At 65.3% G+C, this 16,709-nt stretch carries 19 protein-coding genes, 2 pseudogenes and 1 riboswitch; of the genes and pseudogenes, 10 read left to right on the top strand and 11 right to left on the bottom strand.

Going from position 1 to position 16,709, the window contains the following annotated elements; translation table 11 throughout:
- Positions 1-411 precede the first annotated feature (411 nt).
- The 3 genes from AUC69_RS11515 to AUC69_RS11505 all read left to right on the top strand — a co-directional run bounded on the left by AUC69_RS11515 (position 412) and on the right by AUC69_RS11505 (position 2,683).
- Positions 412-1,563, top strand: a complete 1,152-nt coding sequence (locus AUC69_RS11515) for a J domain-containing protein (RefSeq protein ID WP_069442272.1) — start codon at positions 412-414, stop codon at positions 1,561-1,563.
- 78 nt (positions 1,564-1,641) lie between these two features.
- Complete coding sequence (locus AUC69_RS11510; protein ID WP_069442271.1) at positions 1,642-1,899, top strand: hypothetical protein; 258 nt, start codon at positions 1,642-1,644, stop codon at positions 1,897-1,899.
- Positions 1,900-2,125: 226 nt separating this feature from the next.
- Positions 2,126-2,683 carry a J domain-containing protein gene (locus AUC69_RS11505; RefSeq protein ID WP_069442270.1) on the top strand — a complete coding sequence of 186 codons (558 nt, stop codon included), beginning with the start codon at positions 2,126-2,128 and terminating at the stop codon, positions 2,681-2,683.
- Positions 2,684-2,709: 26 nt separating this feature from the next.
- Here the strand turns inward: AUC69_RS11505 and AUC69_RS17510 are convergent, their stop codons facing one another.
- The 7 genes and pseudogenes from AUC69_RS17510 to AUC69_RS11470 all read right to left on the bottom strand — a co-directional run bounded on the left by AUC69_RS17510 (position 2,710) and on the right by AUC69_RS11470 (position 9,071).
- On the bottom strand, positions 2,710-2,883 hold the full coding sequence (locus AUC69_RS17510; protein WP_158008099.1) for a hypothetical protein: 174 nt from the start codon (positions 2,881-2,883) through the stop codon (positions 2,710-2,712).
- Positions 2,883-3,737 carry a TIR domain-containing protein gene (locus AUC69_RS11495; RefSeq protein WP_069442268.1) on the bottom strand — a complete coding sequence of 285 codons (855 nt, stop codon included), beginning with the start codon at positions 3,735-3,737 and terminating at the stop codon, positions 2,883-2,885. The genes AUC69_RS17510 and AUC69_RS11495 overlap by 1 nt, the downstream gene beginning before the upstream one ends.
- Positions 3,738-3,875: 138 nt before the next feature.
- A complete protein-coding gene (locus AUC69_RS11490; protein WP_158008098.1) occupies positions 3,876-4,502 on the bottom strand; it encodes a tetratricopeptide repeat protein in 627 nt (208 codons plus the stop codon).
- Positions 4,472-5,281 (bottom strand): tetratricopeptide repeat protein, encoded by an 810-nt coding sequence (locus tag AUC69_RS18625; RefSeq protein WP_244500226.1) that lies wholly within the window; start codon positions 5,279-5,281, stop codon positions 4,472-4,474. Before AUC69_RS18625 ends, AUC69_RS11490 begins: the two co-directional genes overlap by 31 nt.
- A gap of 278 nt (positions 5,282-5,559) precedes the next feature.
- Positions 5,560-6,234, bottom strand: a complete 675-nt coding sequence (locus AUC69_RS18620; RefSeq protein WP_069442265.1) for a toll/interleukin-1 receptor domain-containing protein — start codon at positions 6,232-6,234, stop codon at positions 5,560-5,562.
- Positions 6,235-6,355: 121 nt separating this feature from the next.
- Positions 6,356-8,264: pseudogene (gene thiC / locus AUC69_RS11475) on the bottom strand (phosphomethylpyrimidine synthase ThiC).
- 60 nt (positions 8,265-8,324) lie between these two features.
- Positions 8,325-8,463, bottom strand: a riboswitch (TPP riboswitch).
- Positions 8,464-8,513: 50 nt separating this feature from the next.
- Positions 8,514-9,071, bottom strand: a complete 558-nt coding sequence (locus AUC69_RS11470) for a hypothetical protein (RefSeq protein ID WP_069442264.1) — start codon at positions 9,069-9,071, stop codon at positions 8,514-8,516.
- Positions 9,072-9,427: 356 nt separating this feature from the next.
- Here AUC69_RS11470 and AUC69_RS16455 point away from each other — a divergent pair, with 356 nt between their 5' ends.
- The 3 genes from AUC69_RS16455 to AUC69_RS11455 are packed head-to-tail and all read left to right on the top strand — an operon-like array spanning position 9,428 to position 12,067.
- A complete protein-coding gene (locus tag AUC69_RS16455) occupies positions 9,428-9,910 on the top strand; it encodes an HlyD family secretion protein (RefSeq protein ID WP_083239372.1) in 483 nt (160 codons plus the stop codon).
- Positions 9,911-9,927: 17 nt separating this feature from the next.
- Entirely contained in the window at positions 9,928-10,440 is a 513-nt protein-coding gene (locus AUC69_RS16450) for an HlyD family secretion protein (protein ID WP_083239371.1), read from the top strand.
- A 25-nt stretch (positions 10,441-10,465) separates the two neighbouring features.
- Positions 10,466-12,067 carry a DHA2 family efflux MFS transporter permease subunit gene (locus AUC69_RS11455; protein WP_083239370.1) on the top strand — a complete coding sequence of 534 codons (1,602 nt, stop codon included), beginning with the start codon at positions 10,466-10,468 and terminating at the stop codon, positions 12,065-12,067.
- A gap of 75 nt (positions 12,068-12,142) precedes the next feature.
- Here the strand turns inward: AUC69_RS11455 and AUC69_RS11450 are convergent, their stop codons facing one another.
- On the bottom strand, positions 12,143-12,511 hold the full coding sequence (locus tag AUC69_RS11450) for a hypothetical protein (protein ID WP_141700754.1): 369 nt from the start codon (positions 12,509-12,511) through the stop codon (positions 12,143-12,145).
- A 194-nt stretch (positions 12,512-12,705) separates the two neighbouring features.
- Here AUC69_RS11450 and AUC69_RS16445 point away from each other — a divergent pair, with 194 nt between their 5' ends.
- Positions 12,706-13,431, top strand: coding sequence for an SDR family NAD(P)-dependent oxidoreductase (locus tag AUC69_RS16445; protein WP_158008097.1), 726 nt, complete (start codon positions 12,706-12,708; stop codon positions 13,429-13,431).
- A 67-nt stretch (positions 13,432-13,498) separates the two neighbouring features.
- On the opposite strand, the gene AUC69_RS11435 is transcribed toward AUC69_RS16445, so the two are convergent.
- On the bottom strand, positions 13,499-13,972 hold the full coding sequence (locus tag AUC69_RS11435; protein WP_069442259.1) for an RrF2 family transcriptional regulator: 474 nt from the start codon (positions 13,970-13,972) through the stop codon (positions 13,499-13,501).
- 102 nt (positions 13,973-14,074) lie between these two features.
- On the opposite strand from AUC69_RS11435, the gene AUC69_RS18615 reads away from it, so the two are divergent.
- Genes AUC69_RS18615 through fdxA form a run of 3 tightly spaced genes read left to right on the top strand, consistent with a single transcriptional unit; the run spans position 14,075 to position 14,927 of the window.
- A complete protein-coding gene (locus tag AUC69_RS18615) occupies positions 14,075-14,314 on the top strand; it encodes a globin family protein (protein WP_244500223.1) in 240 nt (79 codons plus the stop codon).
- Complete coding sequence (locus AUC69_RS11430) at positions 14,284-14,541, top strand: group III truncated hemoglobin (protein ID WP_244500222.1); 258 nt, start codon at positions 14,284-14,286, stop codon at positions 14,539-14,541. The genes AUC69_RS18615 and AUC69_RS11430 overlap by 31 nt, the downstream gene beginning before the upstream one ends.
- Positions 14,538-14,927: a ferredoxin FdxA gene (gene fdxA / locus AUC69_RS11425; RefSeq protein ID WP_069442289.1), complete on the top strand. Its 390-nt coding sequence runs from the start codon at positions 14,538-14,540 to the stop codon at positions 14,925-14,927. Before AUC69_RS11430 ends, fdxA begins: the two co-directional genes overlap by 4 nt.
- A gap of 21 nt (positions 14,928-14,948) precedes the next feature.
- Here fdxA and AUC69_RS11420 read toward each other — a convergent pair.
- Together AUC69_RS11420 and AUC69_RS19400 are read right to left on the bottom strand one after the other, a co-directional pair.
- Positions 14,949-16,189 (bottom strand): annotated as a pseudogene (locus AUC69_RS11420) (chloride channel protein).
- 5 nt (positions 16,190-16,194) lie between these two features.
- Complete coding sequence (locus AUC69_RS19400) at positions 16,195-16,563, bottom strand: hypothetical protein (protein ID WP_342018579.1); 369 nt, start codon at positions 16,561-16,563, stop codon at positions 16,195-16,197.
- Between the last annotated feature and the right edge of the window lie 146 nt (positions 16,564-16,709).

Below are 16,709 nucleotides of genomic sequence, written 5' to 3'. Positions count from 1 at the left end.
GCGGGTATGTCCGTCCGCGATGAGCCCATCTGTCCCGCGCCGTCCTCGGGCGCCGCACCCCGTCCCACCGTCACGACGCCTCGCGAAAGCGCCCCTTCATTGGACGAGGTGAAGCCATTCTACGGCAGGTTTTGGGGGCGGGGATAAGTGAGGCGGAACGGCCCGCCCGGCGGACTCGGGCTCTTTAGCTCCGGGAAACGTTTTGCGCGCAGCATTGGCGCCGGGATTCGGGGACCTTTTAGGCCGTTTTCGGCCCGTCGATCACAGGACCGCCACGGTTTTCTCGGAAAAAGTCGGTCTCCGGAACACACCCGGTCGGGGATTTTGATTTTGCGCGCAACCCTCACAAGGCTTCTCTGCGGCTTGGCTTTTGGCGCCGCACTGATTGGCCCGGCAGCGACAGGCCCGGCCATGGCCGACCAGTTCGTGATGCCCTTCGCCTGCCGTGCCGCCGGCGGCCATGTCTCGCTCGCGCCGAGCGCGCCGCAGACCTACCAGATCTACGGCCGCCGGGAGCATCAGCTGATGACCACCTGCTCCCCTTACGACCCGCGGAAGTGCCACAACTGGTCCGTCTATCGCTTCGATCTCGATTGCGGCGGCGTGCGGACGAGCTGGCAATCGGTCGTCGCCGCGCTCGCACCAATCCTGGCGGAGAGCGGCGGGAACCCCTATCCCGGCGCCCACGACGACCCCGGCTATCCGCCCGAACGCGCCGCGGCCCCCTACCGGCCCGGTCCCGGCGGGCGCATCGCCTTCCCGCCCGGCTTCGCGCCAAATCCCATGAAGGTCGCGCGGTTCGAGCGAACGGAGGAAGCGGCCGCGCCCATCCCCCTGCCGCCCAAGAAGCCTGCCGCGCCCGTTGAGGTCGCCAAGGTCGAACCGGCCCCCGCGCCCGTCGCGGCGAAGCCGTCGCCGTCCCGCAAGGCCGAGGCTGCCGGCAAGGCGGACTCCATCGCCAAGACCGGGGCCAAGCCGAAGCCCGCGAAGGTGGCCGAGCAGCGCGCCCTGCAAATCGAGATCGAGCCCGGCAGCGGCGACGTCACCGGATCGCTGCCGAAGCCGGACAGCTCCGGCTCGCTGTGGCGTGACGCCGGTATGGTCTTCGCCTTGACGCTCACCGCCCTCCTCGCTTTGTCCGCCATCCTTCTTCTGCGGCGGCGCGGCATGCTGGCCCTGCCTATGCCGATGCAGGTCCTGAGATTGCGCGCACCGGCGGGACTGCCCGCCCTTCGCCGCTCGATCGTTTCCGAATGGAAGGAAGCCGCGGCCCGTCTGACCGGCGGCAAAGCCGGCTCGGGCATGCGCCTGTGGGACGAGGACTGGCTGCCGTCCACCAAGAGGGAAGCGCTCGATGTTCTCGGCGTCGATCCCCGCGCCGGCCGCGAGACGATCAAGAGCACCGTCACGCGGCTCCGCCGCGCGCTCCATCCCGACCATGCGATCGACGAGGAAGACCGGCTCTTGCGCGAGCGCCGGCTGAAGCAGATCAACGTGGCCTGGGAGATCATCGCCGGGAAACGCCGCGTGCCCTGGCTCAAGACGAAGCCGCAGTCGTCCTAGTCCGCCCCCGTTCAGGGAACGCAAGGGCACGAGCAGCGTTGTTTCGATAACGCCAGCTGATGTTCGTGAGGACCTTCCATGACGACGGCCACCCAACGCCCCAATGCCCCGCGAGCCGGCGCCAGCCGCCACGGCGCGGAGCCCTTCGTCGCCGAGACCTTGTCTCAGATCGAAGCCAGCACCCTGCGCAATCCCTTGGCTGCCGTTGCCGTCGCCGCCGGGGTCGGCTTCATGATCAGCAAGCTCAGGCTGGACAAGGCGGCCCGGAGCCTCGGCCTGTTCCCGATGATCGCCAGCGCCGCCTTCGGCTATTGGCTGAAGCCCCGCGCGGACTAAAGCCGCCCCTCCTCGTATCCTCTTCTCCGCCCCATCGATCCGGGGAAGCTCACCATGGCCCCCCTATTTCGCCGAGCAATGCGCGGCGCGCATCCTGGGGTAGCCGCGTCGTAGAGGCATTCCCCGGGCGGGGATGACGGACGCGACCGGAATCGCTCGCGCCGATCCTGACAGCCCGGCCGTCGATCGCTATGCTGTTTTGCGAGGGTCTTCCGGTTCACCGACCATGCCGCAAACATATTACGAGGTCTTGGGCGTTGCCAAAGGCGCCGGCGCTGCGGAGATTTCCAACGCCTACCGCCAGCGCGCCAAGGAACTTCATCCGGACCTGCCGGGGGGTGATGCCGAGGCGTTCAAGCGATTGAACGAAGCGCATCACGTGCTCTGCGATTCATACAAGCGTGGCCTCTACGACCTTCAAACGAAACTGCAAGAACCGGCCGATGAACCGGCGTCGAACGCCGGCGTTTGGGTCAACATTCTCGCGAGCCTTGCGTCCGGCGCGCTCGGCGTGATGTTCTGGGTGTGGGGCGACAAGCCGGGCGATGCCTATAACGGCTATTTCGTCGCCTTGGGTTGGGTCGCCATCCTGTACGGCATCGGCCTCTTCGTCGACCGGCACAACACGTTCTCCAATCCGCTCATCACCGCGAAGCGCGTGATCGTCTATTTGCTCTATGCAGCGATCGGTCTCGCCATCAGCATGTCTGTTCTGGGCGCGGCTTTGGCGATTCTCGCTGGTCTCTTCGCGCTCGCGTGCTGGCTGTTTTGGCTTGTGTTCTGAGCGGGCGGCCTCTGCCTCGTGAGCAACTAGTCGAGGGCCAGCGTGTTCAGTGTCGACGTCAACGACTGATAGTCTCTCTCCCGGCAATCCGCGTAATTCACGAGCTGCAGCCAAAGATCGAGTTCCCGGCCCCAATCGCGCCAATATATCGGGAACAGCACCGGGCGGTCGGCGCGCTTGTTCCGCAGCCTCGCCTGCATCAGCTCTTCGCGCACTCCGGCGACGCGAAATAATTCGGACTGAGAATGGTCACCACGGAGCGCGACGAGCTGATGGCGCGGTCCAGTTCTTCCTGCCAGCTTTTGCCCTTGTCGATGGCAATGCGGTAATCGAAGACTCGCTTGGCATCGGCCCGGGTTTGCAGCGCGGCCTTCGCACAGTCCGCCGCCTCGGCGTCGGCCTTGGCGAAGCTGAGGAACACATCGAAGGAGGCCGCCTCAGGCTCCTGGACCACATTGGCGGCGCTCTTGGCCTTGAAGTCCGCCATCGCCGCCGCCAGCTCCGCGGCACGATCGGGCCGGGACTCGACGATTTTCAGCTCGCTGATGGCGAGGCCCCGCGCCAGCCAGTTCGACGCCGCATCCAAGATGGACCGCAGCATGACGTCGGGAGGCCAGCCTTGATTTCCCGTTGCCAAGACCGGCATCGCCACGGTCTGGCTCTTGCGATCGTCGAGAAAGGGAAACAGGCCGCGAAACAGATCGCCGACGACCGCCGGCGGCGCGCCGAGCTCATGCGTTTCGAAGCAGGCGACCTGTCCGATATTCATGCCGTCGAAGGCGGGCCCGAGCGGGCGAGACAGCCAGAACGCGCTCGTGGCCCGCAAGTCGTACAGCTTGTTCGCGGCGAGCTCCGCGACCGAGAGCCCGCGCCCCTGCAAAGCGCCGATCAGGGTCGTGGTCTTGGGCGAGTAGTCGTCGGGAAAGGCCGAGACGATCAAGATGTCGGCGCGCTGTTCCGGAGGCAGCGCGGTCAAGTCGCCCTCATAGAGCGCAATGCGCCGCGTCGTGGCGCCATCCGCGACATCGATCTTATCGAGCAGTTTGAACGTCATCCCGAAAGCCAACCCCCGTGACATCGGGCCGGCGCGCCTGACCGACCGAGAGCGCTTGCAACAATATCCGAGAGACAGACCATCGGCCATATGCGCTTCCCGCGGAAAGCCAGCGCCTGACGGTGCTACTGACAGGTGCTAATCGGCGGACGGGGTTGGATCTGCCACATCCGGTTCCGCGGCAATCGTCTTCCGCAAATTCACGATCGCGGCGTCGAGCCGAGCGAGAAACGCGTCGTCGCCGGGAGACAGCTCCTTGATTTTCGCAAAGAGATCGCGTGCCTGCTGCAAGGCATCGCCCGCGGCCCCCGCGTCCTTCTCTTCGAGAGACATGGCGACCGCCTCGAGCTTGCTCAAAGCGGCTTCGTACAACTCGAGGATGGAAGTGACATCGGTCCCTTGGTCCTTCAGCCGCACGACGACCAGGCGCGCCTCCCGGAGTGACTGTCGAGCGCTTGCTGCTTCACCGCGCAGCATCAAGACCAGCCCGATATTGGCATGGCTGGTTGCCAGACCAGCTTGCGCGTCCGGATGGTTTGGATGCGCCTCGGCCAAGCGATCCGAGACGGCCAATCCCTTGTGGAAATATTCGAGAGCATCGCCGAGCTTGCCTTGCGCCATCAAGGCTTCGCCTATGGAGTTGAATGAGTCGGAAAGCGACCGTTGCCAATCCGCGTTGTGCGGATCGGCTTCCGCCAAGTTTTCGGCGACAGCCAAGCCCTCTCGGAATGCGGTTAGCGCCTCGTCGAGATCGCCTTGCCGCATGCGCAACTCGCCAATTTTCTGGCGTGACACATAAAGACTATGCCGGAGCTTGGCATTGTCGGGGTCGGCCTCGGCCAAACGTTCGGAGATGACGAGGTCAAGCCGGTAGGCGAGCATCGCATCGTCGAGCCTGCCCAGCATCGCCATCGTGTCGCCGACGGTGCTGGAGGCGCGGAGAGGCTTTGTTGCCAATGGACATTCTCGGGGTCGACTGTGATCAAGCGTTGAAAAAGGGCGACGCTGGCCTGGTAGGCCTTTAGCGCTTCCTCTCGCTTGTCTTGTAGCTCCAGCGCCTTTCCGAGCTGGAGAACGGCCACGGCAAGGTCGTTTTGGGCCAACACGCTCTCCTGGTCGGCTTCGACAATGCGGTAAGCAATCTCGGTCTTGTCACGGTAGTAGGTCAGCGCATCGGCAAACTGGCCCTGCCGCATCAGGATGTCGCCGATCGCCCCATAGACGATGGCGAGACCGCGCTGCCATTCGGGATCCGCCTCGGCCATGGGTTTGGCCATCTCGCTGGCGGCGCGGTATTCGTCCAAAGCCGCCGCCAGGTCACCGCGGTCCTGATGGATATCGCCGATTCCAATGCGAGACCAAAAACGCCATATCTCGTTTCCCTGTTCGGCGTTGCCAACGATACGCTGAAAGGCTGCTTCCGCATCGCTGAGAGATCCCGCCTGGAGCTGGAACCAGCCGTGGTAATAAGTGCCTTCGACGTTGTCCGGATCGAGTGCGGCGGCCTCGGCGTAATAGGTTCGCGCTTTTTGCGTCTCTGAGATGGCCGCGATGGCCGCGAGGTTTCGGTACGCCTCCGCCGCCGCCTTGTTTTGCGTTGCCGCCGCCTTTTTCTTGTCCTCGGCGACCGCCGCCAGAAGCGGTTCGGCCTCCTCGGGCTTGCCCGCCTTCAGAAGGTCGAGCGCCTTGGCGTAGCGGGGATCGCGGGCAGCACCTTCAGCGATCGAGGTAATGGCATCGGTCAGGCTCTGCTTGGCTCCGGGAACGGCCGCTTCGGCGGTGCCGACGAAACTGTATCGGGCGACCAGCGCCTCGATCTCGCTCAGCCTTTGCTGGCTTTGCTGAGCCTGCCAGCCGAAAAAGCTGCCGATGAGAACAAGCGCGGCAATGGCCCCGGCGATGCCGTTGCGAATTCGGCCCTGGCGGCGACGTTCGCGCTCGCGCGGCGGAACACCTCGTCCGAGGACACGGCGAGGAGACCGGCCACCACCTTGGCCACGGCGAGGTTCTTGCCGTCGCCTTCCTCCCGCGCGTCCGCCGCCAGCACCTCGAGCGGCTCGTCGGAAATCCCTCCATCTGCATCGAGCTTGAACCTCAGCGACGGCGGAAAGCATTCCAGATCGGCATCGCCCGGTTTGCCGTCCACGATCAGGGGGATCACTGGGCGGTCGGGATGGCGCGACTTGAAGAGGCGGATCTCCTCGGTGACGTAGCGGCTCTTCGCCGCCGCGGGCGAGCAGATCACGATGAGAGCATGGGACGCATCCAGCGCGGCCAGCGTCTGGTCGGTCAGCGTGTGACCCGCCGTAAAGTCGTCGCGGTCGCGGAAGATGGGGCGAAGGCTTTGAGGGATGCACCCTGTCGGCGTTTCGCGGCCCTGAAGGTCCTTGTCGATACGGAAGCCTTCGAGCCGGCGGTGCAGCCATTTGGCCCAGCTCGTATCAGCGTGGCTGTAGGAGATGAAGGCCCGGTACTTGCGGGCGTCGGTCTCTACCATAACTGCCTCGGCCCTCGAGCCGAGAGCCGCCCCCGGGGCAGATTATGGGTAAGGTAGGGAGACGCCGCAACCTGGGGTTTGCCAAGGGAGGATGGGTAGCACGGGAAGTCCGGTGCAAGGCTCACTCCTCCGCCACATACACCTCGCTGCCCATGGCGCGGAATTTCTCGCTCATCTCCGCCATGCCTTGCTTCTTGGCTTGCTCCACCGCTTCGCGGCTTGAGAGCATGTCCTTGTCGTTGAGCTTGGCCGCGTAGTCGCGCACCTCGCGGGTAATCTCCATGGAGCAGAATTTCGGTCCGCACATGGAGCAGAAATGCGCGAGCTTGTGCGCCTCCTTCGGCAGCGTCTCGTCGTGGTAGCTCCGCGCGGTTTCCGGATCGAGCGACAGGTTGAACTGGTCCTCCCAGCGGAAGCCAAAGCGCGCTTCCGACAGCGCGTTGTCGCGCGCGACCGCGATCGGGTGCCCCTTGGCGAGATCGGCGGCATGCGCGGCGATCTTGTAGGTGATCACGCCCGTCTTCACGTCGTCGCGGTTGGGAAGCCCCAGATGCTCCTTCGGCGTCACGTAGCAAAGCATCGCCGTGCCGAACCAGCCGATCATCGCGGCGCCGATCGCGCTCGTGATGTGGTCGTAGGCCGGGGCGATGTCGGTGACGAGCGGACCCAGCGTGTAGAACGGCGCCTCGCCGCATTCTTTCAGCTGCTTGTCCACATTGACCTTAATCTTGTGGAGCGGCACGTGGCCCGGCCCTTCGATCATCACCTGGCAGCCATGGTCCCAGGCAACCTTGGTCAGCTCGCCGAGAGTCTCAAGCTCGGCAAACTGTGCTCTATCATTCGCGTCCGCAATGGACCCTGGACGCAATCCGTCGCCCAGCGAGAAGGACACATCGTATTTCCGCATGATCTCGCAAATGTCGGCGAAGCGCTCGTAGAGGAAGCTCTCGCGGTGATGCGCCAGACACCACTTGGCCATGATCGAGCCGCCGCGGCTGACGATACCGGTGACGCGGTCCGCGGTAAGGTGGATATAGCCAAGCCGCACGCCCGCATGGATGGTGAAATAGTCGACGCCCTGCTCGCATTGCTCGATCAGCGTGTCCTTGTAGACCTCCCAATCGAGCTTGACCGGATCGCCGTCGACCTTCTCCAACGCCTGATAGATCGGCACCGTGCCGATGGGCACCGCCGCATTGCGGATGATCCACTCGCGGGTCGTATGAATGTTGCGGCCCGTGGAGAGATCCATGACCGTGTCGGCGCCCCAGCGTGTCGCCCACACCATTTTCTCCACTTCTTCTTCCACCGACGACGTCACGGCGGAGTTGCCGATATTGGCGTTGATCTTGGTGAGGAAGTTGCGGCCGATGATCATCGGCTCGGACTCGGGGTGGTTGATATTGGCCGGGATGATGGCCCGTCCCCGCGCCACCTCGCTCCGCACGAACTCCGGCGTGACGAAGGCGGGCATCTCGGCGCCGAAATTCTCGCGTCGTCGAGGCGCGCTTGCGCTTCGTCTGCGGCGCGCTGGCGCCCGACATTCTCGCGGTGAGCGACATAGACCATCTCTTGCGTGACGATGCCGGCGCGGGCGAACTCCAACTGCGTGACAGGCTGGCCAACGAGCCCGCGCAACGGCCGGCGCTCCACTTTGAACGCGCGGGCGAGATGGGTGGCGCCCACATTGCCGTTGTCTTCGGGCTTCACGTCGCGGCCGTCATACGCTTCGACGCCGCCGCGGACTTCGATCCACGGGGCGCGCAACGGCGCGAGGCCCTGCTTCACGTCGATGTTCGCGTCGGCGTCGCTATAGGGCCCGCTCGTGTCGTAGACCTGGAAGACAGTCTTATGGCCTACCGCTTCGCTACTTGAGGCCGGGGTGCCATTCGACAGCTCGATGGCGCGGAACGGCACGCGCAACGTCTCGTGCCTTGCGGCGACGAATAGATCTTCCGGCTGCCCTGAAGCGGCCCGGTGGTCACCTCGGGCGTGATTTTGTCGCCAAGCGACTTGTCGTGAATGTTCATGGTCTCGGCCTCCATGGCGCATACGGCGCACCGATTGGTTCCAGATGACCAAGCGTTGGGAATTCAGGAAGTTCCTGTCCCTTCGCCGGCATAACCCGGATCAGGTTCGAAGGGTCTCCGCACCGGCCTCGTTTGCGAAAAATCGCGAAAAGAGACAACGGACTCTCAGCCCCTGCCAGGGGCTCCCCTCGGAACACATCCAATGTAGACCCGGGCGGGCGCGGTGATAAGGCCCAGCCGGGGCTTTTCTCACGAGCGCTTGCGCGGGCTGGCGGTCTTACGCGCCGACGCCGTCGTCTTGCGCACGGCCTTGCGCGCGCCGGCGCTCTTGGCCGCTGGCTTGGCTGCGGTCTTGTCCGCGCTCTTGTCCGCGCTCTTGGCCGGAGTTTTGGCCGGGGCTTTCGCCGTATCCCTCTGCCACAAATGCTCGTAGCCGACGAAGGACAGGATCGCGCCCATCGTCAGCACGATGATCCCGCCCATGATCATGGCGGCCGGACTGGCCACCAGTCCGGTGCCGAGCGCTTGCACCTTGCCGGGAAACAGCAGCCGGAAGATGCCGCCGGCGATCGACAGCCAGCCGAGCAGGGTGATGAGGACCCGCCAGTCGGCCACCCAGAGATTATGGGCGTTGACGATGGCCAAGCCCGCCACCAGCGCCAGCATGCCGGCGAGATAGATCAGCGACAGATTGCTCAGGAACTCTTGCGACAGCGCCCGCACGGTGTCGCCTTCGACCACCATGCCGAGCCCCATGATCAGGAACAGCGGGCCGATCAGCCGCGCGATATAGGTCGATGTGCTCATTTTCCCTCCCCCCGCGCCGGTGTCGTCGTGCTGTTGAGCTTCGCCCAGCGCTCTCCAACCCCAATCTGCGCCCCTTCCAAACAGGAACGCAAGTCGTACCGGGTGGAGGCCAAGATGAAACGGAACGTGATAAGGATTTGGCCGGCTCTAATGGTCGAAGCACGCTTTTTGCTGGAGCCGCACGTGGTTAGCGACGGCCAGAAAACTGGCTTCAGGGCTGAAAGCCAAGGACTTCTTGCGGGCCGCGCCCAAGCGGTTTAAGCCTCGTCATTATTCTGCCGTGCTTCACCTTGATTTGCTGGTGTTGAGACTTCCCCCACCCCTTTCCCTTAGCTGCGACCGAGGTAGATAGAGACGTGAATCAGGACGCTTCGACTGCCGCGCAGACGCCCGCCAAATCCGCTTCGGCCAAGGGCCGCTGGATCGCCCTCTTCGTCCTGCTGACGATCACGGTCATCGGCGTGCTGGGCTATTGGCGCTATGCCGAGCTCTATCCCTCGACCGACAACGCCTATACCGGCACCGACGTGGTGCGCGTGGCGCCGCAAATTTCCGGCGCCGTGGCCCATGTCTATGTCCAGGACGACGACAAGGTCGCCATGGGCGATCCGCTGTTCGACCTCGACCCGACGCCCTACGAGGCGGCCTTACGCAACGCCCGGGCTCAATTCGATGCCGCGGCCAACGCCGCCGGCACCGCCGCCGACAATTTAAAGGCCGCCGCGGCCGAACTCGAGACGGCCCGTGCCGCCCTCGGGGACGCCATCGCCAAATATCGCGATGCCAAGGATCAGCAGAAGCCCGACGAGCCGCCCTCGTCCCAAGTGACCGACGCCTGAAGGGCTGGCACGACGCCATGGACGCCTATGACGCCGCCGCGGCCGCCTTCAGCAAGGCCCAGGACGAGGATCTGGTGGTAACCACCCCCACCGTGAAGCTCCGCGCCGCCTCCGCTCAGCTCGACAAGGCGACCAACGATCGGGTGAAGACCCACGTCACCGCGCCGGGCAGCGGCTGGCTGTCCAATGTCCGCCTGCGCCCGGGCGCCGTCATCCAGGCCGGCACGCCCGCCTTCTCCATCATCGAGGACGGTCCCTGGTGGGTCGATGCCAATTTCAAGGAGACCGACCTCGGCCGCATCAAGCCGGGTCAGCCCGCCACCATCAGCCTCGACATGTATTCCGGCGTCACCCTCGAGGCGTCGTCGAGAGCATCAGCGCCGGGTCCGGCGCCATGTTCTCCGTGCTGCCGCCGGAGAACGCGACCGGCAACTGGGTCAAGGTCACCCAGCGCTTTCCAGTACGCATCAAGATCACCAGCGCGCCTAACCCCGATAAGCCGTTGCGCGTCGGCGCCAGCGCCGATGTGACCATCGACACCACCGAAGGCGGGAAATGAGCCGCCGGACGGAGGCAGGCACCAAAGGCAGAGGCGGCAAGCCTCCCCCCAAGCGGCGCCAACCGCCGCCACCGCCGCCACCGCCGCGTCCCGAGTTCGATCGCCCGCCGATCCCGCTCGTCATCGCGGTGGTCCTGACGGCGATCCTCGAAGTCCTCGACATCACGATCGTCAACGTGGCGATGCCCCATATGCTGGGAGCCTTCGGCGCGACGCCCGACCAGATCACCTGGGTGCTCACCTCCTATATCGTGGCCGCCGCCGTAGTGATGCCGCTCACCGGCTATCTCTCCAACTGGCTCGGGCGCAGACGGCTGCTCCTGCTGTCGATCACCGGCTTCATCTTGTCGTCGGTGGCTTGCGGCATGGCCTGGAATCTGGAGAGCATCGTCTTCTTCCGCCTGGCCCAAGGCGTGTTCGGCGCCCCGCTCGTGCCGTTGAGCCAAGCCATCCTCCTCGACGCCTTCCCACGCGAGAAGCACGGCCAGGCGCTTGCCATTTTCGGCCTCGGCATCATGGTGGCGCCGGTGATCGGCCCGGCGCTCGGCGGCTATCTGACCGAGACCTATTCCTGGCGGATGGTGTTCTACATCAACATCCCCATCGGCGCGGTGGCGCTGCTGCTCTCGGTGGGCTATCTGCCCCAGCGCGCCATCAAAGACATCCGAACCGACTGGATCGGCATGGCGCTTCTCGTGATCGCCGTCGGCGCGCTGCAATTCGTGCTCGACCAGGGTCAGATGCGCGACTGGTTCAACTCCAAGGTCATCGTCGTCGGCACCATCATCACCGTGTTCACCACCATCGCCTTCTTCCTGCGAGGCTGGAACAAGTCCGACAACATCATCGACCTGTCGCTGCTGAAGGACCGCAACTTCGTCGCCGGCACACTCGCCATCACCCTATACGGCATCAGCCTGTTCGGCGTGATGGCGCTCATGCCGCTGTTCAGCCAGCGGCTGCTCGGCTATCCGGCTGACGTTGCCGGCACCTTGTTCATTCCGCGCGGCATCGTCAGCGCCATCACGCTGGCAATCACCGGCGGCCTGCTCATCCGCATCTTCGACGCGCGCTGGCTCGTGGCGTCGGGCCTCGTCCTCACCGCGGTCGGCACGCTGCTGATGGCCCATTTCAATCTCTATGTGGACTATTGGGGCATCGCCACGCCGAACATGGTCGCCGGCGTCGGCACCGGCCTGTTCTTCGTGCCGCTCACGGCCGTCGCTTTCGCCAGCGTCGCATCCGGCAAATACGACGAGGCGTCGGGCATCTATTCCCTGATGCGCGGTATCGGCGGCTCAGCCGGCATCGCCATCGTCAGCTCGCTCTTCGTGCGGCAAGCGCATATCCACTTCGCCGAGCTGACCGCGCACATCACGCCCTACAACCAGAACGTCGTGCCCTATCTGTGGGAGCACGGGCTGAACCCGCTCTCGCCGGAATCCGGACCGCTAATCGGTCAAGAACTCGCGCGCCAGGCGCAGATGCTCGCCTTCAACGACATGTTCTGGTTCATCGGCATCGTCACCCTGGCGATCACGCCGGTGCTGTTCTTCATGACGCGGCCGAAAGAAGTGTCGCTGGTGCCGGCCCACTAGGCGCGCGCAAAAAAACGGCGCCGGAAAGCAAAGCCTCCGGCGCCCGCGTCTTCTTCGATCAAAGCGAGGTCTAGGCTACCAGCAGACCTTGGCGCCCGAGGTGCACACCGACGGCGAGACCACGCCGGACCAGCACACCGTGTAGGACTTGGACGTCACCACATCGGGCTTCTGGTAGAGCTCCGAGCTGACGCTGTCCCGCCAATAAGGCTGAGGCTTCGCGCGCATGGCGCTGACGCTGATGGCGCCGAGCCGCTTCTGCGCCTTGAAGTCGGCGATGGCAGTCGCCAGCGCGTTCTGCGCCCGGCTGACGGCCGTCGGCCGATCGAACCCGTCGGCGGTGCCGGACAGTCCGACGCAGCCCGCCTGGGCTGTCGCGCCTTGCACCATGCACAGCCCCGCCGCAGCCAGTGCCAGCGCAAACCCACGCATATACGACCTCATGGAAACGTCTCCTTCACCCGAGCCAGAGTGGTAAGATTATCGCGGTGGCACGCGCTCTTGCCAGCATCTTGCTGCCATCATCAAAGGGTTCCGCCGACCCCTGTATCCTTTGTGCCACAGTGCGGGGTCATTTTGACACGAACATGGCCCGAAACGCCGCCGGCCACGCCGGCAGACGCCAGAAAGGCGGGGGAATGACGTCGAAACTGGTCCTGGTGACAGGGGCATCCAGCGGTATCGGCGAGGCCACGGCCAAGCGTTACGGGGCGGCCGGCGCCCATGTGCTGCTGCTCGCCCGCAACGCCGAGCGCCTGTTCGGCGTGGCCCATGCGATTCGCGAGGCCGGCGGCACGGCCACCGCGCACCCCATCGACCTGTCCGCCTCGGAGGCCATCAAGGACATGGCCGCCCGGGTCGAGGCCGAGAACGGCACCCCCGACATCCTGATCAACAATGCCGGCGCCGGCCGCTGGCTGCCGCTCGTCGACACCTCCCCTGAGGACGCCCGGGCCATGATGGATGTCCCGTATCTCGCGGCCTTCAACGTCACCCGCGCCTTCGCGCCGGCCATGATCGCGCGAGGGACCGGCAATATCGCCTTCATCACCTCGCCGGCCTCCTATCTCGCCTGGCCGAACGCGAGCGCCTATATCGCCGCGCGGCGGGCCTTGGCGGGACTGGCTGAGACGCTGCAAAGCGAGCTGAAGCCCGCGGCCTGTTCGTCACCCTGGTCGTGCTCGGCACGGTCGAGACGCCCTATTGGCAGCATAATCCCGGCAGCCGGGAGAACGTGCCCAAGACCGATCCCAGGCTGGTGCCGACCCTCAAGCCGGAGGAGGCCGCCAAGGCGATTTTCGACGGCGTGGCCGCGAACAAGGCCTTCGTGGTCAAGCCCGCCATCTACCGCGCGTTGTTCGTGATGAATGCGCTGTTCCCCAAGACGGTGGCCAGCCAGCTCCGCCGCGCCGCCAAAAAGGCGAAGACGGGCTAGGACGCGGCGGGACGCGCCGAGCGCCCGGGCGTTGCCGGCGGCAGGGCCAGCAGGGAGCGCAAGGAACTGCGCGGCCGCGCCAGATCCGCCAGGCTGTAGCCGTCGAGCACGCCGAGAAACGCATCGCCCGCCTTCTGAAGTGCCTTGCGCAGCACGCAGCACCGCTCGATCACGCAATCCCCGTCGCCCGGCGCGAAGCACGGCACGAGCATCATGTCCGGCTCGGTTTGCCGCACCACGTCGCCGAGCCTGATCGCCTCGCGTGGGCGCGCAAGCCGCAAGCCGCCGCCCCTGCCCCGCACCGTCTCCACATAGCCGGCGACGCCGAGCTCATGCGCCACCTTCATCAAATGGTTTTTGGAAATGCCGTAGCTTTCGGCGATCTCGGCGATAGTCGCGAGGCCGTCATCCTTGACCGCGAGATACATGAGCAGGCGCAGCGCATAGTCGCTATAGACGGTCAGCCGCACGGCTCTCTCCTCCTCGGGTCACAAAAGATATATTTTATATATTGCTTTTTGGCAAGCGGCGTGAATAGATGGATTAAATATCCATGTTTGTACGGAGCCCTCATGGAATCCACTGTCCAAACCAAGCCCGGGGGCGCGGAAGCCGGCACCTGTTGCGGCTGTTGCCCGCCCGAGCCTTCCAAGCTGACCGAGGCCACCGAGCCGGCGATCCGTCTCCTGGTCGACCGCTTCTACGCCAAGGTGCGCGCCGACGACGAGCTGGGGCCGGTCTCGACCGCGCCATCGCCGACTGGGATCCGCATCTCGCCACCATGCGCGACTTCTGGTCGTCGATCATGCTGACCTCGGGGCGCTACCACGGCAATCCGGTGGCGGCGCACCGCCGTCTCGCGGGCCTCACGCCGGAATTGTTCGAGCGCTGGCTTTCGCTGTTCGCCGAGACATGCGGCGAGCTGTTCGACGCGGCCCTGACCGCGTCCTTCATGGACAAGGCCAAGCGCATCGCCACGAGCCTGCAGATCGCCCTGTTCTACCGGCCGGAGCACGATTGCCCAAGGAGCGCGCCGTGACCTTCGTCGTCACCGACAACTGCATCAAGTGCAAATACATGGACTGCGTGGAGGTGTGTCCCGTCGACTGCTTCTACGAGGGCAAGAACATGCTCGTCATCCACCCGGACGAATGCATCGATTGCGGCGTGTGCGAGCCGGAATGTCCCGCCGAGGCGATCTTCGCCGACACGGAGCCCGGTCTCGACAAATGGCTGACGCTCAACGCCGAATACGCGGAGATCTGGCCGAACATCACGGTCAAGCGCGAGCCGCCGCCCGATGCCGCGGCCTTCGACGGGACGCCGGACAAGCTCGACACATATTTCTCGCCCGAACCCGGGCAGGGTGACGACGCCGGCGATCCCGCCCCGCCGTCCAACCGGCAGAACGAGGTGGCGCCCTGAGGCGACCGCGAAGTCTCCGGCCTAGCGGTGCTCTTCCACGCTGGCGTCGATCAGCGCCTTGTTGAACCACGACAGCGCCCGGGCTTGGCTCGCCCAGCCGACGATCCGGCTTCTGTCCTTGGGATCGACCACGGGCATCCGGTCGGCGCCCAGGGTATCGAAAGCGCGCAGTGCCGTTTCCAGCGTCTCGTCCGATTGCAACGCGCGCTCGCGCTCGCCCTCGGGCAGCACCACCGGATCGCCTTCCGCCGGCGGCCGCATGAAGTCGGCGACACGGATATCCTTCATCACCGTCCGGTGCGGGCCCTCATGCAGCACGATGCCGCGCGATTCGAGTTGGGCCTGGAAGAAGGACCGGCCGAGGATTGCCTGGCTGATGCCGTTGGCGATCGCCACCGTCAGCATCAGCGCCAGGCTCAACGCGAAGCCGCCGGTGAGCTCGAACACCATCACCGTGGTCGAGATCGGCGCGCCGAGCACGGCCGCGGTCACCGCGCCCATGCCGAGAATGGCGTAGAGGCCCTCGCTGGAGCCGATCTCGGGAAACACGCTGGCGGCGATGAGACCGAAGGCGCCGCCCGTCATGGCGCCGAGATAGAGCGCCGGCGAGAACACCCCACCGCCGAAGCGTGAGCCGAGCGCGATCGCCGTCGCCCCGGTCTTGGCGAAGATCAGCGTCACCATCAGGAGGATGGGGAGCTGGTCTTTCAGCGCCGCATCGGTGGTGTCGTAACCGACGCCGAGCACTTCCGGAAACCAGATGGCGATGACGCCGATCAGCAGGCCGCCCACCGCGGGCCGCGCCACCAGTGGCATGTTGATGTTGCGGGCGACCCAATCGGTGGAGAGCACCGTGAGCTGGAAGATGACCGCCACCGCGGCGGCGACGATGCCGAGCAGCACGAAGGCCGGCACTTCCAGATAGGACGCGATGCTGTAGCTCGGCACGACGAACGCGGCGACGTTGCCGAACCAGGCTTGCGACAGGATCGTCGCCACCACGGAGGACAGCACCAGCGGCACGAAGCTGCGGATGGAGAAATGATTGAGGATCACCTCTTGCGCGAACAGCACGCCGGCGATAGGCGCGTGAACGACGCGGCCACGGCGCCGGCGGCACCCGAGGCGAGCAATGTGCGCCGCGCGGCGTTGGGCAGGTTGAGCCGGGAGCAGGCCGCCGCGGCGATGGTCGCGCCGAGATGGACGATCGGGCCTTCGCGGCCGGCGCTGGCGCCGAGCCGAGCGACAGCAGCGCTCGCCAGCGCGCTCAGCAGCCCTGACGCAAGTTCAAGCCCCGCCCGGCATTGACCCGCGCCTCCATGACGTCAGGCACCGCGTCCGTGCGCTTGGCGGTGAGCACATAGCGCAGCATCAGCCCGACTAGAAGCCCGCCCGCGGCCGGCGCCAGCACGATCACCCACCAAGGCTGTGCCCGCGCGGCTTGGACCACGTTCTCCGACATGTCGTGCAGCCAAGGCAGCTGGAAGACGCCGATCGCCAGACGGAAGCCGATAGCCGCGAGGCCCGTGGCCAATCCGATCAGCGGCGCCAAGAGCCACACCACCGGTTGCCGGCTCTCTTGGAACTGCTTGAGATTGGGGATGGTCCAGCGTCCGGCCGTGGCCAGAAGCCTCACACGTCTCAGCGCCATAGAATGGGTTTAAAGACGCAAGTGAGTCTGCTCAAGCCTTAGCGGCAAGGGATCGGCGCGCGCCGGCTCGCCAATTCGACATCCAAATCGTGTTTCATGCATTCGCCGGCACGAAAGCCCATCGATATTGA

This window comes from Methyloceanibacter superfactus (assembly GCF_001723305.1).
GTDB lineage: Bacteria > Pseudomonadota > Alphaproteobacteria > Rhizobiales > Methyloligellaceae > Methyloceanibacter > Methyloceanibacter superfactus.
The sequence above is the reverse complement of the archived record's forward strand: the minus strand, read 5'-3'. Positions and strand labels throughout refer to the sequence as shown.

Excerpts from the sequence above, each read along its gene's own strand:
- AUC69_RS11515 (WP_069442272.1), top strand. The coding sequence starts at position 412 with ATGGCCGACCAGTTCGTGATGCCCTTCGCCTGCCGTGCCGCCGGCGGC.
- AUC69_RS11510 (WP_069442271.1), top strand. The coding sequence starts at position 1,642 with ATGACGACGGCCACCCAACGCCCCAATGCCCCGCGAGCCGGCGCCAGC.
- AUC69_RS11505 (WP_069442270.1), top strand. The coding sequence starts at position 2,126 with ATGCCGCAAACATATTACGAGGTCTTGGGCGTTGCCAAAGGCGCCGGC.
- AUC69_RS17510 (WP_158008099.1), bottom strand. The coding sequence starts at position 2,883 with ATGCAGGCGAGGCTGCGGAACAAGCGCGCCGACCGCCCGGTGCTGTTC.
- AUC69_RS11495 (WP_069442268.1), bottom strand. The coding sequence starts at position 3,737 with ATGACGTTCAAACTGCTCGATAAGATCGATGTCGCGGATGGCGCCACG.
- AUC69_RS11490 (WP_158008098.1), bottom strand. The coding sequence starts at position 4,502 with ATGCGGCAAGGCGATCTCGACGAGGCGCTAACCGCATTCCGAGAGGGC.
- AUC69_RS18620 (WP_069442265.1), bottom strand. The coding sequence starts at position 6,234 with ATGGTAGAGACCGACGCCCGCAAGTACCGGGCCTTCATCTCCTACAGC.
- AUC69_RS11470 (WP_069442264.1), bottom strand. The coding sequence starts at position 9,071 with ATGAGCACATCGACCTATATCGCGCGGCTGATCGGCCCGCTGTTCCTG.
- AUC69_RS16450 (WP_083239371.1), top strand. The coding sequence starts at position 9,928 with ATGGACGCCTATGACGCCGCCGCGGCCGCCTTCAGCAAGGCCCAGGAC.
- AUC69_RS11455 (WP_083239370.1), top strand. The coding sequence starts at position 10,466 with ATGAGCCGCCGGACGGAGGCAGGCACCAAAGGCAGAGGCGGCAAGCCT.
- AUC69_RS11450 (WP_141700754.1), bottom strand. The coding sequence starts at position 12,511 with ATGAGGTCGTATATGCGTGGGTTTGCGCTGGCACTGGCTGCGGCGGGG.
- AUC69_RS16445 (WP_158008097.1), top strand. The coding sequence starts at position 12,706 with ATGACGTCGAAACTGGTCCTGGTGACAGGGGCATCCAGCGGTATCGGC.
- AUC69_RS18615 (WP_244500223.1), top strand. The coding sequence starts at position 14,075 with ATGGAATCCACTGTCCAAACCAAGCCCGGGGGCGCGGAAGCCGGCACC.
- AUC69_RS11430 (WP_244500222.1), top strand. The coding sequence starts at position 14,284 with ATGCGCGACTTCTGGTCGTCGATCATGCTGACCTCGGGGCGCTACCAC.